Source organism: Burkholderia sp. AW33-5 (assembly GCF_053427615.1).
On sequence record NZ_JBSAXA010000044.1, the window covers coordinates 1 to 17,699 of the forward strand.

A 17,699-nucleotide genomic window follows, 5' to 3' on the forward strand; every position below is an offset into this window, starting at 1 on the left:
CAAACAAGTCTTCGCTTCCGTCATCAGGTGTGATGAATCCGAAACCCTTCGCGTCGTTGAACCATTTCACTGTTCCTGTATTCATTTCCACCTCGTCGAGTAATAATACAAAAGGCGCGTCCGATCCGGACGGCACTACCCACGCAGCAGGCCCATCGGCATACCTCTGTGTATGCTGGCTTCGCAACGCCAATGCGCGTCTGACCTGGATCAAGGCTGGATGACGGATGGATTACGGATGACACGGGCTGCTGAGCGGCAACGAGCCCTACCAACGGTCGAACGCTGCAGGCTGACAAAGCCTCAGCCCTTTCTTGTAGAGCCCTACCAGGCCGTTGAATTACTGTCCGTCCTGACGTATTTTCCCTTCCGCCGTTCACGACGATCACCGCGAAGCGTTCGATTTCGGCTCGCTCGGCCGATTTCAATGCGAATGGATCAGCGTCGTGGGCTTTCCGGTGCCCGCTCTGGTGGCTCAGGCTCTCTGCGGGCGCAACGCGGCCAGCGATCTCAACCGCGTCAGGTTGTAGGCTGCCATCGTCAGGGTCAGCAGTTGGTCCTCTTTCTCGAGACCACGAACCATGACCTGTCGCAGCGGGCCTATCGTCTTGCCCCAGCCGAAGCACTGCTCGATGCCTTTCCGTTCGCGCTGGCTCAGCGCGTAGCCCAGGTGCCGAGTAGTGCGTTTATCGATCGCGCTACCGCCGCTGCGTTTCGTGTTCCGCGCCACATGCGGCGGCACGTCCGCGTCCCTGCAAGCCTTGATGAACCCACGCGTGTCGTAAGCATTGTCGGCCCCGACCGTGATGCGTCGATCTGGTCGCACGACGTCCCGCAACATCTCTGCGGCAACGTCGCGTTCGGCTCGGCCATTCGCCCGGCTAGCCTGTACATTGACCACCAGATCGTGCCGATTGTCGCTCAGTACATGACCGAGATAGCTCGGCAACGCCGGCGCCACATTGCTCTTTCGGTACAGGCGGCTGTGACCGTCGCTCTTCGATTCATGCGTTTCGTTGCTGCGCGGCTGGCCGTGCCAGTTGCCTGGCGGCCGGTCGTCGTCGCTACCATCTTTGCGACGGATGCTCTTGTGGCTAGCCCAGGCTTGAATCAGTGTGCCATCGACGCTGAAATGTTCGCCCGACAGCAGGCCCCGTTTCTGCGCCGTTTCCACGGTCGCGTTGAACAGCTCCGTCACCGCGTCGAATTCCAGTAGCCGATCCCGGTTCTTGCTGAACACCGAGTGGTTCCAAACCACATCCTCGATCGACAGGCCTACGAACCACCGGAACAGCAGGTTGTACGAGATCTGCTCGACCAGTTGCCGCTCACTGCGGATGCTGTATAGCACCTGCAACGGCATTGCCCGCATCAGTATCTCAGGCGCGATGCTCGGTCGGCCTCCCTTCACGTCGACTTCGTACATCGCCGAGAACTTCGCATCCATCTTCGACAGTGCTTCGTTCAGCCACGTCCGGATCTGGCGCAGCGGATGCGCCTGCGGAACAAATTCCTCTAGCCTCACCGTGCTGAACAACGATTCGTTGTAACCGTCCGCGCCTCGCATCTGCCTGCTCTTCCTTGATCTCGGGAGCCTACATCCTGCAGGACGGACCGACGTATTTCAACGGTCTGTTAACGCCCTGGGTACTCGGATCCCAGTGGCAGGGCAGATGCGAAGCCGAAGCCGTTAGTCTGGCTCGATTATTTGATGCTCGACTGCGTAGCGGACCAACGCTGCATCAGTACGCAGTTCAAGCTTTTCGAGCAGGCGCGCCTTGTATGTACTGACCGTCTTACCATTGACGCCTAGATCTCGCGCAATTTCGGAAATACCGTCACCGTATGCCAGCCGTTTGAGCACTTCGTTCTCTCGCACAGTTAGGCGCGCGTGCAACGGTGCATCGGGAGGAATATCAATCGCTCGCACGATGCGCTCTGCGACTTGAGCGCTCATGTACTTATGCCCGGCGAGCACGGCGTGCACCGCCTGCATCAGCTCAGTTGCAGTGCTGTCTTTCGTGACGAACCCGGACGCACCCGCGTTGAACACAGACTTTGCGCGGGTCGGTTCGGCCTTGCTGCAAAGCGCCACTATTCGCATCTTTGGGGCGCAGCGAACAAGTTGACTGATCAATTCGACCGACCTGGCGCCAATGCTCGTGAGGTCGACAATCGCAACGTCGAATGTTTCATCTTTCACTGTTTCAATCAGTGCGTTGCCATCAGACAACTCGCGAGCAACCTGATACTCGCCAGTTGTTTGAAGTATGTACCGAATTCCATCACGCGTAATGGCATGCCGTTCTGCGAGAAGTACTTTCTTCACATTCAAGCCTCGTAGCGCTTTCGCGTACGCTGGCTGCAAACGGACAGTTCGATTTGCATGCGCACGCTCGCCCTCGTGCCCCAGCAGCACGCGGCATTTTTTGTCCCCGAATCAATGAAGCGAAGCTGATCAGCGAGGTTTACTCGCCGGATTGTTGCGCGGGTTCAACCACTGGCACTGTGGACGTATGAAACCGCATACAAAACACATCCCCCTCGCAGAAGGGGTGCCGAACTTCGAATTTAGGCGATCGATTTGACAAATTCCAAACAGAAAATGTCGCGCGCACGACTCCGACACGAACGCATACGTTTGCTTCGGCATAACTACCGAGACAGGAGGTCACGGACGATATCCGCGATCCCATCGACGTCCGCATCGACCAAGCCGCGCAGTTTGCGCGCCGGATATTGGCCGAACCGGTCATTGCATTCAACGCGATCGCGCAGTCCCTCCTGGAGGAGACGCGCGACGCACGTGCCTTTTCGTCGGTACTCGGCGCGGTGCTCAGCTCGTTAATGAGCCAGACTGACACCGGGCAGTTCAGCCGCGCGAACTTGGGCAAAAGCCGCACAGCAACGAAGTCGGCTGAGGCCTTGCCAGAAAAGAGGACCCTTGTTCAGCGCCTCTGCGTCGCCAGTGTCGGCCGGTCCCGGCTGCAGACTGCCCACGCGGCTCCAACGCCGGCAGTATGTCCGCGACCGGACAATGACCGCCTAAGCCGCCAGTACGCAGACGGGCATCACCAGCCGATCCCACAGGGCACGGCATGGGAGCTCCTTACTGTGGCGCTGCGTGCGTCGTGGCCGAATAAGGTGCGAACCAGATTGCCGCTGTTGCCGCGATCCGGTGCGCACCCTTTTTTATGCGATCAAGCTCCTTTGATCGGAATCTTCTTTTCTGCCTTTTGCGCCTCGGGAGTCTTCGGCAACGTCACCGTCAACACGCCCTTCTTGAAGGTTGCTTCGATCTTGTCCTTGTCGATGCCCTGCGGCATATCGAAGTAGCGCTCGAAAGAACCGTAGCGGCGCTCGTGCAGGTAGTAGTCTTTTCTCTTTTCTTCTTTTTCTTCGTTCTTCGTACCCTTGATCGTCAGCCCGCCATTGGCTAGCTTGACCTCGACGTCCTTCTCTTCGAGGCCGGGCAGCTCCGCCGTGATCTCATAGGCCTTGTCGGTCTCGGCGACGTCTACCGCCGGCACGGACTGCAAGGCTCGTTCGCGGCGCCAGAACGGTTCAATATCGAAAACGGCGCGGCGGAACGGCAACATCTTGAAACCGCCGTCGAACTCGTCGAACAGGCGGTCGATCTCGTGGCGCAGGCTCTCCATCGGATGCCAGGTTTGCAGCCGCCACGACTGCTGGGCGCTCTCTTCTGATTTCTTGACAGGCAGTTTGCTAGTCGGCTCGCTCATCATCAACCCTCCTTCACGTTGGGAGAAATTTCATGATGGACACGTCTGCAAGCGGCCAATTGACTCAAGTCAAATTCGCATTTTGCGGCATGCATTCACGATGTTCCCGTTCCGATACGACACCAAGCGAACGTGATGATTGATTTGTATCAGTGGGAAAAACGCTTCCACTTCTACGCTGAAAATCAAGCTGGACCGAGCAGAGAGGCACGATCATGTACGAGCGAATCCTAGCGCCGATCGATGGCAGCACGACCTCCCAGCATGCTTTCGAAGTCGCGCGCGTGATTGCACGCGAGGACCGCGCAGAGCTCATTCCGCTCTATGTCGTGGAGGTTCCATTGGTCGCCTATGAAACGGCCGGCGGCGATCCGAAGTTCGTGTATGCAGCATTGCTGAAAGAAGGTGAGCGCCTGACGAACGCGGCGCTCGCGACCATGCGGCGCGACGGCATCTGTGGCATGCCGCGCGTGGTCGAGATCGACGCGCGTGGCGACAGCATTCCCGGGCGTATTCTCGAAGAAGCGCGCGCGGCCCGCTGCGATCTCGTCGTGATGGGCACGCACGGGCGGAGCGGCGTGAAGCGGCTCATGCTCGGCAGCGTCGCCGAGCATTTCGTGCGCATTTCGTGTTGCCCGGTGTTACTGGTCCCAGATACCGCTTTGCACTGCCGCCACCCCGACGGCAGCCGCACCTCGAATCCAACAACGCCGTCATGACCTGCACAAGGCCTCGTTCGGACCGTCTCCTGAAATTTTTAAGTGGACTGTCCGGCGAACAGGTTAGCGACTGCCACGCCGAAGAGCAAACGTCGTCTCCTGACGGAGCTGCCGCGTCAATTGCGGCATATCAGTGTGCTGCCGAACCTGCCCAGTTACGACCGGCCTTCCCCATGCCGCCATCCGAACGGACGGATTCGAAGGTTGCCCGCCCGAGTTCGGTCATCCAATTCTGCCAACGTCCATTCTGCGCACCCGCTCCGACCAGTCGCTGGCAGTCATGCAGTCCGATCGCCTGGCAATCGCGAAGCCAGTCGATCACCGCATTCATGCATTCGCGCTGCGCGCGTACCGACCACATTGCGGTGTCCAGTCAGATCGCCGAACTCGCCTGCGCGTACGCAGTCAACGACTATTGCCACGTGTTACCGAATGCGCGCCAGTCATGTCCATCCGCGAGGGCGGCTTGCAGCCGGTATGGCGCGTCCCGATCCCGATCGATCCGACGCTGCTGTAGAGCATGTCACTCGTTGCGCAAGTCCTTTCTGCGCGCCGGCATGCGAAGGGTAGCATCACACGCTGCCCAGCGACTGGCGGACGGCTTCGCTGGAGTTGCGCCTGTAACTCTGGACACGCGGACACCGTTAGGTTGATGACACCGCAGCACGCCTGAACTCGCGAGGCGAGCGGTATTTCAGGGCTTTATGCGGGTGGCGCTCATTGTAGGCAGTATGACTTCGCGTGAGGTAGCCTGGAACATCATCTAAATGCAGCGCGCGCTCGGAAACATCGAAGCGCGTCGAGGTCATCCAGTCCCAACTGAGCAGCTCCGGCGCATTGCCCCATGCACATGGAAAGGATCAACTTGCGTGGCACCTTTAATTGCCCAGCCGCGCTCTATGCGAAGCGGATCCTACCGAGTACCACGACCGACAACGCCATCGCAACTCCCAGTCAGCGCGCCTAACAAAGAGGTCTTTCGATCTGGCGGTGGTGGAATTTCGGGCCGACAGAACCTGCTGACAATGACCAGCAACCTTCAAGCGAAGACTAGACAGTATCGCTTTGATTTATATAGATATTTATTCGGGGCCACAAGGCAAGACCTTGCTGTGCCTGACGGCGCCCAACCGGAATAATGCGCGGAAATCAAAGGCCCCCGGTCATTAAAAGACCGCATACGGATCATCAACGCCGCCGAAGTATCGGGCTTGAATCTGCACAATGACTGAACGTCCATGGCGCGGATCCCCTTTCTTGCCCGGTTCCGCGCCGGCCGCATCGCTGCCGCACGCCCACGCCCGACACGTTTGCGACCGCATCCTGAATAGCCGAGCCTTGTGACGCCGGCATGAACATTCAGTTTCGGTGCGTCAGTCTGGCATGATACTTGGCCGCTTCTCGACGCATCCGCGTCTCTTCCGGCGACACGTAGATCGACGTCGTGCCGAGCGAGGCGTGCCCGAGCGTACGCTGTACGACCTCGAGCGCGACGCCAGCGGCCAGCATCTGCGTGCCGACCGTGTGCCGGAATGCGTGCGGCGAGGTGCCGGCGAGCTTGCGCCGCTCCGCCTCGCTCAGATCCGGCATCACCTCGAGCAGCTGCGCGATCGCCCACTGCGTGAGGCCGCGCGCCCCGCGCACCGAATAGCCGCGGGGCTTGGCTTGGTCGCCGGCCTTACCGGGTTCGCCGAATTTCTCGCGGGCCCGCGGGGTCAGCGGGATGACCAGTGGAGCCACCAGCGGCAAACCAGGCGGCCCGACCACGTCGGCCGCGTCGAAGTGCAGCCCGCGATCGGACCAGTGTGCGCGCAACGCGTCGACGCACTCGTCGCTGATCGGCACGAAGCGTTGCTTATTGCCCTTGCCGATCACCTCGAGCAGCCAGCTGGCCGGCGTGTCCTCATCCGCGGGCATCCAGACCAGCGCGGCGCGCGTCGCGGCAGCCGCCTCGGCGATCCGCAGGCCGCTATCCCCCATCACCAGCAACAGCGCACGCGCGGCGCGCCAGCGCGGCCCGCTTGGGCCCTGCAGCTCGCTGCGTTCGGCCAACGTCGCGCGCACGCGAGTCCACAGGTCGAGCGGTAACGCTCGCTCGACCTGCAGCTTGCGCACGCGCTTGACGACGCTCGGATCCGTGACGGCCGCCCAGGGGTTGCCGGCCAGATAGCGCACCGCGACTAGCCAGGTGAACGCCGCACGGATCGTGCGTACCGCATAACGCTGGCTCTCCGGCGCCAGGCCACCCGGCGCGAACGGCCGCCACCGGCCGCTCGTGCGCGCGACGGGCGGCCGGGTGAAGCGCTCACCCGGCGCGGCGAGAAACGCCTTGTAGGCCTCGCAATCCTCGACCCGCATCGACGACAGCGCGACGCCGCGCTCGGCCACGCACCAGAGCACCAGCCGCTCGAGCTCGCGCGTATACGCGCGACGCGTGGCCGGCCGATCATCGTAGCGGTGCAGATATGCCCGCACCGCCTCCAGGTCGTGCGCAGCACCCAGATAGGCAAACACGGGCGCGCGGTTCGCCCCGTGCGCGCCGGACAGGGCGTCCGGCAGCGCCAGGCGCTCGAGCGGCGCCAGCTGCTCCGCGCCGGCCGTGACGCTGATCGATGTCGGCGCCAGCGCATCGCCGGTGTCGACGTCCGGCGCGACGGTCGTGCCGATCGACGCGGCGTGACGCCGCAACCAGGCGACCAGCACGCGAGCCCGGCCGGCGCCGATGCGCGGTACCGAGCGCCACCACTGCCCGCCGCGGCGATTCACCAGCGCGACGAGCTCGCCGAGCGTGTGGATCCCCTCACCCGCCAGCCGCGCCGCGATGAGCGGCCGGAACCAGCGGCCGACCGGGTGCGCGGCCTGCGGCGCCGCAACGGCCCACTGCCCGGCTACCTGCTCGATCAGTTGCAGCGACACGGGCGTGAGGCGCGGCTCGCCGTATTTTTCGATCGCCGCCTGCAGGTGCGATTTCAATACCGGCGAGCCATCGCGCAGCGCGGCCGCCACCAGATCGTCGCGCATCGTGCGCAGCAGCTGCGCGACGTCGACCGGGTCGTCGGCGTCGCGATCGAAGTACAGCCGCTCGATCGTCTCGATCGGCAAGCCTTTCACGCGCGCGCGCAGCGCCGTGAATTCGGTGCGGCTGTAGCTGCGCAACGGAATCTGCGCGAACTGCTGGGGACGGTTGGCCATGGCTCAGCCTGCAGGGATGGGTGACGCGATCGCGTCGGCCGCGGAGACGCGCTGCAGCCGCTCGAATGCCGCGACGTAGTGATGCATCGGCACCGCGGCCAGTTGCGCATCTAGGCGTGCGAGCGCGTGCTCGACCGCGGCGCGCTCCAGATCCGTCAGTGCGCTCGGCTCGCCACGTTCGGCGCGCTCGACGCAGTCATGGATCGCCGCCTCGGCGCGTCGGCACGGTGCCGGATTCACCGGATCGAGGAAGTACGCGAGGTAGATCGCATTCAGCAGCGTCGCCAGCTGCGCGACGTCGGCGTGCGCATCGCGCAGCGCGGCGAGCGCCAGGTGATGCTTCAGCTGGATCCGGCGCAGCTCCGCGGCCGGGAGGGGCAGCAGTTGCGCCTTGGTCAGCGGCCGGCGGCAGGCGGATATGTTCTTTCGCATCGTGGATTTCATGGGCTGTAGCCGTAGGCCATCGTCCTGCGTTCCCGTTCCGTGGGGTAGTCCGTTTCTCGTCATTTCCGTGCAGGGCACAGAAGCTCCAGCAACGCCGCCGCGTTACCTTCCGGTGAAGCGTACATCCAATCGCCCGGCGTGTCCCTAATGCCTCTCTTGCCGCCCGAGTTGATGGATACGCTTAACTGACGGATCATTTTCTGAGGGCAGTCGAGTTCATAGAAGATGCTCGCTTGCGGCTGAAACACATCAAGATCCGCGATCTCTTCGTCGACCGTGATGATTCCGCGCTGCTCAGCGTCTAGGGTCTCCAACGACGCGACGGCGGCACATAAGCGCTCCGGGTCTTTGCGGCTGCCTTCTCGAGAATCTTGCCGCCGAAGTCCTTCTTAATATCGACGCCATCCAGATCCATTTGACGCAGGCACTTCGTCCAGACTCGCACATGATCGCTCGCCATCTGAGCGACTCCCTTTGCGTCGTAAAAGCATAGCGCCCGCTCGCCGAAGGATGCACCGCCGTAAACCTTCCAATCAACATGCGCCGGTTTCCCCTGGGCCAGAGCCAAGCCACTCAGGAACGCTGCAGCGATAAACAATGCCAGCCGGCGCATCTGGTCGACAAGCTTCCATTCAACAGGGCCGAGGTCGATAACCGGAATGGTCGACAACTGGCTGCCCGCTGACGAAGCGGGTAGCGACGCGATAGGCGCACGCGCGCTATAGCCGAACGTGATCAGGGTCGAGATTACGGTGATGAGCGTGGCCACGGTCACGACGGTGGACGGTTTCTGCATGATGGAGTGCTCCTTTGTGATCCCAGGTCTCAGCAGTTAGCTGCTGAGGCTGATTGCTCATTGCGCCCCGGTGCATGGCCAGCTGCTTTGTGCCAGAGTGTGCCGCTTCCGACGATTTCTAGATGTCGCCTTTCTTCACCCGCTCCCATTCGTGCTTGAGAATCGTTTGTAGGTGCGAGATCACCCCGTCGCGGGCCTGCGCGAAGCACTCACGCGCGTGGCGCATCTGCTCGGGAGTCTCGCCGGGTGGCGGGTCTGCGCATGCATCAGACAGCACGCCAAGCAACCTGACGAACTCGTTGTGCTCGTCCTCGTTCGGATTGAGTCTGAGCTTGATACGAATACCGAGTTCGGTTGCCCGCTTGCTCGCATCTGCCGCTTCGTCAAAATTGAGCCGCTGGTCCTCATCACCCAGTCCTGGTGTAGGCCGGCGAAGATCTTCCAATCGAGCAAACAGCGTCAGGTACTCGGCGACATCCTTGCGCAGCTCGTCAATCCATACCTGGCGCTTCGCTGAGATGTTGTCGGCCGCCTGACGCCGCGCTATGCGCTCCTGGAGGGTCGCTTGTCTGCGTGCAATCCACCACTGCAGCAATGGGCTCACGATCACGCTGATCAAAGCGACAGAGGCCAGCACAACCTTGTTGAACTGGTCTGCCGTCACGGACTGCAACATCTTGAGTAGCTGGTCGGTCATCCGATTGACTCCTTTCGCGGGCACGGACGGTGATCTGGTCACAGGTCAAGGTCGGCGTCCCGTCGACCATCAAAACCAGTACGTGTCGTCGCCCCAGCGCCGCAACACCTGATAATCGTGTTCGGGCAGCACGATCAAGCCCGATTCGGCCGCCTCGAGCACGCGCGTCATCTGCCCTTCTTTGATGAGGTTGCCGTGCACGCCGTAGAAGAACCAGGCGAAGCGATGGCCGATGCGCTCGTCGAACTGCGTGAGCTTCCCATACAGGCTGTACGCATCGAGCTTGCCCGTGTTCTTCAGTTCCGCGATCTTGCGGGTGTGCGCCCACCACGGGATAAAGTCGATCTGCCGCTCGCCGGCCGCGCTCGTGTAGTCCGACGTCGCGAACGCCCAGCGCTGACAGATCCGCTCGCCGGCGCGGCCCGCACTCGACGCGGCCCAGTCGTCGAAGAAGCGGCGGCCGCGCCACTGCTGCCGGTCGTAGCCGGGCGAGAGGTCGCGCACGCTGATCACACGCGCTTCGCCGGTCTCCCGGTTCGTCTCGACGAACCGGCGATCGCCTTCGCGCTGCCGGCGCTCGCGCCAGGTCGCGTCGGCAATCGCCGCAAAGCGCTGCATGTCGATCACCGCCGCGAGGCGATAGCGTGGCGCGCCGAGTTCACGCCGCTCGAACTGGGTGACGGCGGCGCCGCGCAAATAGCCCCGGCGCAGCTCATCGGCATCCGACAGGCCCCAACCGGCGCTGCGCGGGAACACCTCGCGCCCGACGAACTCTTGCTCCTCCCACACCTCGAGCTGGACAAAGTTGTCGGGGTCGCCGCCGCGGTCGTGCGCGAAGTAATGGCGCCGCGGCTGAATCTCGACCAGCCGGTAGCCGGAATCCTTATGCGCGTGCCACACCTCACGCACCGAGCCGAGCGCGGCGAGCTGCGCGTCGATCCACGCGCGGTAGTCGGCCGCGATCTCGCGCCCGTCAGCATCGACGACGCGCGCCGGCTGCTCGCCGAAGTCGTCGCGGGTCCTCACGTAGCGCGTGCCGCGAAACGCGGTGCGCGTGGCGAACGCCGTCAGCAGCTCGGCATGCTTCGGGGTGACAGGCGTCGCCGCAACGATCGTCGCGAGCACGTCGGTCTGCCCGTCGTATTCCTTGCGCATCTCTGTTATCCCTTGTCGGTCGGCAGGCACTGATACGACCAGTTGCGCGCCCGATAGGCCTGCACCGTGATGCCGGGCGAAACCTTGGTGTTGGCCTTTTCCACTTCCGCCTCGTGGCGCTCGAGGCGCGCCACGGCCTCGGTGCCGGAGCGCTGACACAGCGCTTCCGATTTGTACCCGTCGTCGGCGATCGCCACGGCGCCCGCGCCGGAAATCGATCCGCTCGCCATCAAGGCAAGCAGCCAAGTTGTTGCCATCCCGTTCTCCTAGTTCGATACCTGGTAGGCGGTGCCGCGGCCGGGCACGCCGTCGCATGCAATCTGCGTCCCCTTCTTCACGCGCATGCTGCCGTCTGCTGCCGGCTCGACGCCGCCGCGATCGATCGTGCAGTTCGTTGCGACCGCCGACGCGCCGAGCGGTTCACGGTTGAGAAAAAGCAGCGGCGAGAGGCCACCGACGATCGCGACCGTCGATGCGATCACGAGCGCGTGACCGCGAAGCCAGCGTTTCAGGTTTTCCATCAGCGTTGTCCCGGTTCGGTTGGGCGTGCCGCCGCCGGCGCGCGCTGCTTGAGGGGGATCACGTTCGCGTCGACGCGTGCGGTACGCGCACGTTTAGCCCAGGCAGATCGGCGAAATCCCCCACGTTCAGCGTCATCAACGCGTAGCCGTGCTCGATCGCCTGCGCGGCGATCCACAGGTCGTTGTAGCGCGGGCGCGGCGAGCGGCCGGTCTGCTTGACCGCGGCGGCCAGCACGCCGAACGCGGCCGCGGTGTGGCGCGTGATGTCGAGCACGGGCCGCCGCTCGAGCTGGCGCAGGTGCGCGGCGCGCCGCGCGCGTTCGGCCGCATCCGCGCAGGACTGCACGCCGAACGCCAGTTCGCCGAGCGAGATCGTCGAGATGAACACCGGAGCGTCGCCGGCGGTGTCGATCACCGCGCGCGGCGCCACCATGCCGCCGGCGAGTCCCACCCACACGCAGCTGTCGATGATCACGCCCACGGGTCACGCACTCCGTCTTCGAAGCCGGTGCGGCTGTCGTGCAGCCAGCGGGCTGCGTCCTCGGCGCCGATCATCGGCAAACCGGCGAGCGCCTGCGCGGCGTTCATGGCGGGTTCGGCGGGCACCAGGCGCGCGATCACGGTCTGGTTGCGTTCGACCACGATGGTCTCGCCGTGGCGGGCGACCTGGTCGAGGATCTGGCGGGTGTGGCGGGCCAGATCGGTGGCGGTGATGGTGGGCATGAGGGCCTCCGGATACATTGATTACGTATTATACGTATTAGGAGGAGCCGAAAGCAAGGTGGATTCCGGCCCTTTGGGGTTTTCGGTCATTAAACGCAATGCCGATAATGAGAGTTATCGGCATTTACGACGCGCCACAAAAACCCGGCCGCAGCCGGGTTTCGTTGTGGCGCGTGCACATCTCCCCAACGCGCTATAGGGCCGGCGGCCACAGTCCATAGAGGCTGGTCCGCTGCAGCTCGGCCGAACGCCATCGATACTCAGGCTTCACGTTGACGCCATCGCAAACTGATGATGATTGAGAACGTTCAACGAGCACCATCTGAGCTAGGGAGATGTCATTGAGGTAATGAAACTCCACGGAAACATAGACCGGCACCGACCATGCATTCCGAATCTTCGCCAGCATATGTGGGGGCAGTTGCTCAAAAAAGACCTCCGCCCGCCCCCGGTCGAGTCCATCGAGGGGGCCGTCGACACTACAAGGTGCGACATCGACCAGTTGAATGCTGCCGGTATCCGGCCCCTCTAGCCAGACCACCGAGTGACTTTGCTGCTCCGGTGCCACTACGAAGGTGAAATTCTCCACCGCGGACTGCCCATTGCGCGCTCGCTGCACCGTACACCGCACCCATTCCTTGCTTTGATTGCTCAAGATAAACTCGCCAAGGCCCGTCCATAGCGACACGCCTGCGACTGGCGGTTGCGCAATCCATCCCGGCGGAAGCGTGAATGGCCGTCCTGCGCCCCCATCAGATTCATGCTCAGACATATCAGTCTCCAATGAAACCCCCGAGCGGCACACAAGAGATCTCGCTTGCTGAGATGCAAGTCTGCTTGTTTTCTGAACCACGGTTAGAGGAACGTCGGAGCGAGCCGCGCGCCCAGCACTACGCGTCCTTCGCAGCGAGTCGCCACGTTGCCGTGCGTGTGCACTTTGCGGTCAGCGCGGCAACAGCGGGGTCCAGGTTACGAGAATCGGTGTTCTTCACGGCTACTCCTACTAACACACGTCAGATTGTTACTTCGCCTAGGTGCTTTGAGCAAGTTTTGGATGTTTATTTTAATTTCATAAACTTCCAAAGCTTCATCCATCCTGGTTAGCTGCGGAACTCCGGCATGATTCGCTTCATGAATTCGTCGAACAGCGGGACGGTAAATGCGGTATCGCCGTAGGTCGGACTCCAGATCATGCCTTTGCCGATCAGGCCACTCCGAATTGGGCCAAGAGATTCGACTTTACGGCCGAGTCGGGCCGCGATGTCCCCCGAGCGATGCGGGCCGGGACCGAGGTCTGCCATCGCCCGTAGATACTGCTTCTCAGCCGGCGTAAGGCGATCGAACCTTACCCGGAAGAAGCTTTCGTCCAACGCTGCGACGGCTAGCTCCGAAGCATTTGTGACATCTGCCAGTGTAATCGGACTAGCGTCCGCGACATCCCACGCGCTCTTGCCCCATTCTTGCAAAAAATAGGGGTACCCCGAGGTTTCCTGGACGATGCGCGCAACCGCATCGGGCTCGACAGCCACGCCCTCCTCCTCGGCGGGAACCGTGATGGCACGTTCGGCATCACCGGATGGGAGGGGCCCGATTTCGACAAAGTCGAACAAGCGTTCCGCGTAAGACTTCGCTTCTCCCATGCGGCCACGCAACTGGGGCAGTCCCGCGCCGATCACGGTGACCGGCAGGCGCTGTTGCGCGCAACGATGGAGGGCCGAAATCAGGGCAGCGAGCTGGTCCTCTTCCACATACTGAAGTTCGTCGATGAATACCGCTAATACCGTTCCGGCGGCTTGTGCGGACCGACCAACTTCCTCTAGCAACGCCGAGAGGTCCCCCTCAAGGTCACCGTTATCGGCCAATCCTGCCTCGGGAGCGTAGTCCAGTCCGACTTCGATATCGTTGTACTTGACCTTCAGCTTTCCAGCGAAGCCCGCCAATGCCTTTAGGCCCCGGATCGCGGCTTCGCGCGCCGCTTCGACCCGATTCAAGCGCAATAGCGCCAGCCTGAGCTGAGGTGCCAGGAGCGCGGGAAGTGATCGACCTTCGGGTGCTTCAATTCTTACCGTATGCACCCCGCTCTGCTCCGCATCATGGCGCATCTGGTCAAGGAGCACCGTCTTCCCTACGCCCCTCAACCCGATCAGCAATACGCTTTTCGCGGCTCGCCGGAGGCGGAGGCGCTCCAAGCATATGCGCACCTGTTCCCGTACGTCATCGCGGCCGGCCAGCTCTGGGGGCGCACTACCGGCTCCGGGCGCGAATGGATTGCGAATTGGATCCATCTTGTATCAAGTTTTATAGGTTTAAGAATATTAAATAAACTTAATGGTAGCGCACATCGTGTCCATGTCAAGTGATCGTCACGTGGTTTGATCCTTCAAGCGATTCCGCGGCGCAGTTCGCACATTCCTCGGAGGTCACGTCGTCTACTGCTGGCCGCATCCGACTCAACTCATTTGAGTAATTAAGTATCTGATGATCTGTCGCCGTATGACGGATTCGGCTCGACGGTCGCCCTTCCCTCCTCAAAAGCCTTGTGTGAAAGCGTTTTTCATCAGCTCAAACACTCACTTACTCATATACACATCCATTTGTTTTCAAATAGTTATGTGCAACCAGAAACGCTCAAACACTCATACACTCAGCTTAAATGAGGAAATCGCCATTGACACCGGCCCTCGCCCCCCCTATCATTCCGACACTTATATGAGGAACTGAAATACTCAATTGAGTTGCTCGTTGGGGTTCCTCAAACACTCATATCCTCATCACCTCGGCGTCGGTCTGCGTACCGATCGCTTGAGTACTTGAGGAACCCAAACACTCAACTCATTTACTCAAATGGAGAGCGCAGCATGCCAGGCATGATCATGTGTGTCGGAGCAGAGAAGGGTGGGGTAGGGAAGTCTACGATCGCCACTAATGTCGCCGTCCAACTAGCAACGGCCGGTGTCGATGTCGTCATTCTTGACACCGACGCACAAGCGACATGCGCGCGGTTCATAGAGCGTCGCGATTCGGCGGGCATTGAGCCGAGAATTCCGTGCGTTCAGCGAACTGGTGATGTATCAGCGACGCTGCGCGACATCGCGAATCGCTACCAAGTTGTCATCGTCGATGCGGGCGGCCGCGATTCGAAGGAACTCCGTACTGCTCTTGTCGCGGCACAGCTTCTGATCACGCCGACGCAAGCAAGTCAGGCCGACTTGGAGACACTCCCGAAAGTGAATGAGCTTGTTTCCCTTGCTCGCGGTCTCAATCCCGATCTCAAAGCTCATGCCGTACTTTCGCGAGCCCCGTCGAACCCGATGATCCGGGAAGTCGAGGATGCCAAAGAGTTGCTCGCAGAGTTCGATGAGCTTGTCTTGGCCGACTCGGTCATTCGCGATCGGAAGATCTACCGCGACGCGCTCTTAAGCGGCAACGGAGTTGTTGAGCTCGCAAACTCGCAGGCCAAGGCTGAGATTCAGCTGCTGGTCCAAGAGTTCTTCGATCTCTAAGCCTTCTCATGATCAATTGAGTAACTCAAATGAGTAAAACCAGTAAGTTCCAGATCCCGCCGCGCCCGCCGGTAGCCACGTCGACGCCTGCCCACACCGTGTCGGCAAGTACGGAAGGTGTCGACCCTGTCTCCAGAATCGCTGCGACGCAGCAGTTCGTCGACGGAGCGGCGATGGTTCAGTCCCAAGCGCCTGCTTACGCCGTCAAGCCAAAGCGACTGAATGTCGATCTTGATCCCCAGACTCACAAAAAGCTGAAGGTTGCTGCAGCGGCGGCAAATGTCGCGATGGCTGACCTAATTCGTATGTGGATTGACGAGAAGCTTGGCTGACAACGCGCGCTTTCTGTCCCGGCATATCTCTGTTTTGGGCAAGCCCCGTAGGGGCGCGTCAGGCCCGTAGGGCTGCGTCGCGGGGAGACTGTGGTCGGGTGCGGAATCCCGGCTGAGGCCGGGACTGTCCACACCCTTGCGGTGTGGACAGCGCAGCCGTCCACAGGCGGGCGCGGGAGTACTGCCTACCGTTCTTCCAGCGATGGTGATGAGCGGTCGTTGTCTCGGGTATGTCGTTTCTGCAGCGATGGTAGCTATCGTGCTTGGAGCGATGTTCTTTATGCGGTAAGGCATTCAGAGAAAGTGACTGCTTACTTTATTCAGGGTGCCGTTGATAGAGAAATATCGTTCTTCCAGCGATGGCGTCGGCACTCTGTCGTGCATGGAGCGATGATGGTCGCAGGATGGATATCGTTCTTGAAGCGATGGAAGGGGTACGCAAGCGGCTTCGGTGAGCGTTCTAGTCCTGGGTCGTACTTCCAGCGAGGGGTGTCGGGGGGATTAAAAGAAGATTAAAGAAAGATTAGCTCCTGTGGATATCAACGCTAATCCGTTGATTTTCATGGGATATTTTGAAACCCCAGCTCGCTGGAAGAACGATAGTAGCCTCGCTGGAGAGACGAGCATGCCCTCGCTGGTGAGACGACCTGCAACGCTGGAAGAACGACGTCGAGCTCACGCTGCAGAGACGAGGATCATCGCTCCATGCACGCGAACGATGCGCCCATCGCTGGAGGTACTTCCATTAGCTGCTACGACGTAGTTTTTTTGCCGAACCATCGCTGGAGAGACGAGACAAGGGTCTTGCTGGCGTTTTTCACGAACTTATACTGCTGCCATGGCTAATACCATCGTCGATCAGGTCAAAGCGATTGCCGCTCGCGCGAGTGCCGCTGGCGTGGAGATGCAATCACATCCGACACAGATTCCATTGTGGCCCGCGAACGTTCGCGGGATGCCTAATGCGCTCGCGCGCTCCGCGCTGTTCAACGTGAACAAGTCGAACGCCCCTCGTACTCGAATGGAGAAGCGGCTGATCGCAAGCGTCGAAGGTGTCGAGATCACCTTCAGCGGCGAGGAGCTTCGGCAGGACGACGCGGATGTCTTTCTTGAGGTGCTCCATCTGGCGCGCGACACGCAACTGAACGAAAAGGTCGAGTTCACCGGATATAGCTTGCTGAAGTCCCTGGGTTGGGGAACGTCGGTAAAGTGTTATGACCGCCTCGTTACGACACTGGAGCGATTGCAGGCCGGTCAGGTGAAAGTCCGTTTTTCGGGCAACAAGAAGGGTTTCGTCGGGTCGCTGATCCGCAAATTCCTGTGGAAGGAGGGTACCGAGACGGGTACCGACGGGAAGACTCGCTGGGTTGCATTTGTCGAACCGGAAATCGTTGCCCTGTTCTCCGATGACGACTACACCCGCTTGGCGCGCGAACAGCGCCAACGTTTGAGATACGAATTGTCGAAATGGCTGCATACGTATTACCACACGCATGCAGTACCGTACGCGCATTCAGTTCGGTTCCTCCATCGGCAGTGTGGTTCGCAGACGAAGGAGTTGTTCCACTTTCGTGCAAATCTGAAGAAGGCTCTCGACGAATTGGTGAAAGAGGGATTCCTCGTGAGCTGGAGCATCGAAAAGAACGATCTCGTCCACGTCGTTCGCGCCGGTCGTGCCGCCATCGCGGCCTGAATTAGCGAAACTCTCTTGCCATTGTCGGCAGCGCCGCAAGTAGCTCTGTCCGACCAACGAGCTTGAACGGGCATCACTCTCTGTCGGTTATAGTGGTGGCTGGAAACTGCCGGAGTGTGATGTGCCTCACGTTCTTGAAAGACGCCAAGCTTTGGCTCGACGCAGAATTTTGTGCGTGGGG

General features: G+C 61.0%; 21 protein-coding genes. 4 read left to right on the forward strand and 17 right to left on the reverse strand.

What is annotated here, in order from left to right; translation table 11 throughout:
• The 4 genes from ACV22V_RS31660 to ACV22V_RS31675 form a co-directional block, all read right to left on the reverse strand.
• Window positions 1-85: cold-shock protein (locus tag ACV22V_RS31660; RefSeq protein WP_448016639.1), on the reverse strand; the 85-nt coding region annotated here is incomplete at its 3' end.
• A 390-nt stretch (window positions 86-475) separates the two neighbouring features.
• Entirely contained in the window at window positions 476-1,567 is a 1,092-nt protein-coding gene (locus ACV22V_RS31665) for an IS5 family transposase (protein ID WP_448016618.1), read from the reverse strand.
• A gap of 123 nt (window positions 1,568-1,690) precedes the next feature.
• Window positions 1,691-2,329, reverse strand: a complete 639-nt coding sequence (locus tag ACV22V_RS31670) for a response regulator (protein ID WP_448016619.1) — start codon at window positions 2,327-2,329, stop codon at window positions 1,691-1,693.
• Between the two features lie 871 nt (window positions 2,330-3,200).
• Window positions 3,201-3,743: an Hsp20/alpha crystallin family protein gene (locus tag ACV22V_RS31675; protein ID WP_448016621.1), complete on the reverse strand. Its 543-nt coding sequence runs from the start codon at window positions 3,741-3,743 to the stop codon at window positions 3,201-3,203.
• 215 nt (window positions 3,744-3,958) lie between these two features.
• Here ACV22V_RS31675 and ACV22V_RS31680 point away from each other — a divergent pair, with 215 nt between their 5' ends.
• A complete protein-coding gene (locus ACV22V_RS31680; RefSeq protein ID WP_448016622.1) occupies window positions 3,959-4,462 on the forward strand; it encodes a universal stress protein in 504 nt (167 codons plus the stop codon).
• A gap of 130 nt (window positions 4,463-4,592) precedes the next feature.
• Here the strand turns inward: ACV22V_RS31680 and ACV22V_RS31685 are convergent, their stop codons facing one another.
• The 13 genes from ACV22V_RS31685 to ACV22V_RS31745 form a co-directional block, all read right to left on the reverse strand.
• Window positions 4,593-4,823, reverse strand: coding sequence for a hypothetical protein (locus tag ACV22V_RS31685; protein WP_448016623.1), 231 nt, complete (start codon window positions 4,821-4,823; stop codon window positions 4,593-4,595).
• 998 nt (window positions 4,824-5,821) lie between these two features.
• Complete coding sequence (locus ACV22V_RS31690; RefSeq protein ID WP_448016625.1) at window positions 5,822-7,654, reverse strand: phage integrase family protein; 1,833 nt, start codon at window positions 7,652-7,654, stop codon at window positions 5,822-5,824.
• A gap of 3 nt (window positions 7,655-7,657) precedes the next feature.
• Window positions 7,658-8,086 carry a hypothetical protein gene (locus ACV22V_RS31695; RefSeq protein ID WP_448016626.1) on the reverse strand — a complete coding sequence of 143 codons (429 nt, stop codon included), beginning with the start codon at window positions 8,084-8,086 and terminating at the stop codon, window positions 7,658-7,660.
• Window positions 8,087-8,157: 71 nt separating this feature from the next.
• Window positions 8,158-8,412, reverse strand: coding sequence for a hypothetical protein (locus ACV22V_RS31700; RefSeq protein ID WP_448016627.1), 255 nt, complete (start codon window positions 8,410-8,412; stop codon window positions 8,158-8,160).
• Complete coding sequence (locus tag ACV22V_RS31705) at window positions 8,400-8,894, reverse strand: hypothetical protein (protein ID WP_448016628.1); 495 nt, start codon at window positions 8,892-8,894, stop codon at window positions 8,400-8,402. The genes ACV22V_RS31700 and ACV22V_RS31705 overlap by 13 nt, the downstream gene beginning before the upstream one ends.
• Before the next feature lie 118 nt (window positions 8,895-9,012).
• Window positions 9,013-9,591 (reverse strand): hypothetical protein, encoded by a 579-nt coding sequence (locus ACV22V_RS31710; protein ID WP_448016629.1) that lies wholly within the window; start codon window positions 9,589-9,591, stop codon window positions 9,013-9,015.
• Between the two features lie 69 nt (window positions 9,592-9,660).
• Window positions 9,661-10,746, reverse strand: coding sequence for a hypothetical protein (locus tag ACV22V_RS31715; protein WP_448016630.1), 1,086 nt, complete (start codon window positions 10,744-10,746; stop codon window positions 9,661-9,663).
• Window positions 10,747-10,751: 5 nt separating this feature from the next.
• Window positions 10,752-11,003, reverse strand: a complete 252-nt coding sequence (locus tag ACV22V_RS31720) for a hypothetical protein (RefSeq protein WP_448016631.1) — start codon at window positions 11,001-11,003, stop codon at window positions 10,752-10,754.
• 9 nt (window positions 11,004-11,012) lie between these two features.
• Window positions 11,013-11,267 carry a hypothetical protein gene (locus ACV22V_RS31725; protein ID WP_448016632.1) on the reverse strand — a complete coding sequence of 85 codons (255 nt, stop codon included), beginning with the start codon at window positions 11,265-11,267 and terminating at the stop codon, window positions 11,013-11,015.
• A gap of 58 nt (window positions 11,268-11,325) precedes the next feature.
• Window positions 11,326-11,748, reverse strand: a complete 423-nt coding sequence (locus ACV22V_RS31730) for a PIN domain-containing protein (RefSeq protein ID WP_448016633.1) — start codon at window positions 11,746-11,748, stop codon at window positions 11,326-11,328.
• Window positions 11,739-11,990 carry a type II toxin-antitoxin system Phd/YefM family antitoxin gene (locus tag ACV22V_RS31735; RefSeq protein ID WP_038740916.1) on the reverse strand — a complete coding sequence of 84 codons (252 nt, stop codon included), beginning with the start codon at window positions 11,988-11,990 and terminating at the stop codon, window positions 11,739-11,741. Before ACV22V_RS31735 ends, ACV22V_RS31730 begins: the two co-directional genes overlap by 10 nt.
• 193 nt (window positions 11,991-12,183) lie before the next feature.
• Window positions 12,184-12,762 carry a hypothetical protein gene (locus ACV22V_RS31740; RefSeq protein WP_448016635.1) on the reverse strand — a complete coding sequence of 193 codons (579 nt, stop codon included), beginning with the start codon at window positions 12,760-12,762 and terminating at the stop codon, window positions 12,184-12,186.
• A 328-nt stretch (window positions 12,763-13,090) separates the two neighbouring features.
• A complete protein-coding gene (locus ACV22V_RS31745; RefSeq protein WP_448016636.1) occupies window positions 13,091-14,275 on the reverse strand; it encodes an AAA family ATPase in 1,185 nt (394 codons plus the stop codon).
• A 573-nt stretch (window positions 14,276-14,848) separates the two neighbouring features.
• On the opposite strand from ACV22V_RS31745, the gene ACV22V_RS31750 reads away from it, so the two are divergent.
• From ACV22V_RS31750 to trfA, 3 genes are all read left to right on the forward strand, one after another.
• On the forward strand, window positions 14,849-15,493 hold the full coding sequence (locus ACV22V_RS31750; RefSeq protein WP_448016638.1) for a division plane positioning ATPase MipZ: 645 nt from the start codon (window positions 14,849-14,851) through the stop codon (window positions 15,491-15,493).
• Between the two features lie 29 nt (window positions 15,494-15,522).
• The gene (locus tag ACV22V_RS31755; protein ID WP_223965244.1) at window positions 15,523-15,825 is read left to right on the forward strand and encodes a hypothetical protein; all 303 of its coding nucleotides are present in this window, start codon (window positions 15,523-15,525) and stop codon (window positions 15,823-15,825) included.
• Between the two features lie 838 nt (window positions 15,826-16,663).
• Window positions 16,664-17,518 (forward strand): plasmid replication initiator TrfA, encoded by an 855-nt coding sequence (trfA, locus tag ACV22V_RS31760; RefSeq protein WP_017333793.1) that lies wholly within the window; start codon window positions 16,664-16,666, stop codon window positions 17,516-17,518.
• Window positions 17,519-17,699: the final 181 nt, after the last annotated feature.

Coding starts and splice junctions, on each gene's coding strand:
- ACV22V_RS31715 (WP_448016630.1), bottom strand. CDS start 10,746: ATGCGCAAGGAATACGACGGGCAGACCGACGTGCTCGCGACGATCGTT.
- ACV22V_RS31745 (WP_448016636.1), bottom strand. CDS start 14,275: ATGGATCCAATTCGCAATCCATTCGCGCCCGGAGCCGGTAGTGCGCCC.
- ACV22V_RS31720 (WP_448016631.1), bottom strand. CDS start 11,003: ATGGCAACAACTTGGCTGCTTGCCTTGATGGCGAGCGGATCGATTTCC.
- ACV22V_RS31685 (WP_448016623.1), bottom strand. CDS start 4,823: ATGTGGTCGGTACGCGCGCAGCGCGAATGCATGAATGCGGTGATCGAC.
- ACV22V_RS31705 (WP_448016628.1), bottom strand. CDS start 8,894: ATGCAGAAACCGTCCACCGTCGTGACCGTGGCCACGCTCATCACCGTA.
- ACV22V_RS31735 (WP_038740916.1), bottom strand. CDS start 11,990: ATGCCCACCATCACCGCCACCGATCTGGCCCGCCACACCCGCCAGATC.
- ACV22V_RS31710 (WP_448016629.1), bottom strand. CDS start 9,591: ATGACCGACCAGCTACTCAAGATGTTGCAGTCCGTGACGGCAGACCAG.
- ACV22V_RS31675 (WP_448016621.1), bottom strand. CDS start 3,743: ATGAGCGAGCCGACTAGCAAACTGCCTGTCAAGAAATCAGAAGAGAGC.
- ACV22V_RS31725 (WP_448016632.1), bottom strand. CDS start 11,267: ATGGAAAACCTGAAACGCTGGCTTCGCGGTCACGCGCTCGTGATCGCA.
- ACV22V_RS31665 (WP_448016618.1), bottom strand. CDS start 1,567: ATGCGAGGCGCGGACGGTTACAACGAATCGTTGTTCAGCACGGTGAGG.
- ACV22V_RS31755 (WP_223965244.1), top strand. CDS start 15,523: ATGAGTAAAACCAGTAAGTTCCAGATCCCGCCGCGCCCGCCGGTAGCC.
- ACV22V_RS31695 (WP_448016626.1), bottom strand. CDS start 8,086: ATGCGAAAGAACATATCCGCCTGCCGCCGGCCGCTGACCAAGGCGCAA.
- trfA (WP_017333793.1), top strand. CDS start 16,664: ATGGCTAATACCATCGTCGATCAGGTCAAAGCGATTGCCGCTCGCGCG.
- ACV22V_RS31690 (WP_448016625.1), bottom strand. CDS start 7,654: ATGGCCAACCGTCCCCAGCAGTTCGCGCAGATTCCGTTGCGCAGCTAC.
- ACV22V_RS31740 (WP_448016635.1), bottom strand. CDS start 12,762: ATGTCTGAGCATGAATCTGATGGGGGCGCAGGACGGCCATTCACGCTT.
- ACV22V_RS31680 (WP_448016622.1), top strand. CDS start 3,959: ATGTACGAGCGAATCCTAGCGCCGATCGATGGCAGCACGACCTCCCAG.
- ACV22V_RS31750 (WP_448016638.1), top strand. CDS start 14,849: ATGCCAGGCATGATCATGTGTGTCGGAGCAGAGAAGGGTGGGGTAGGG.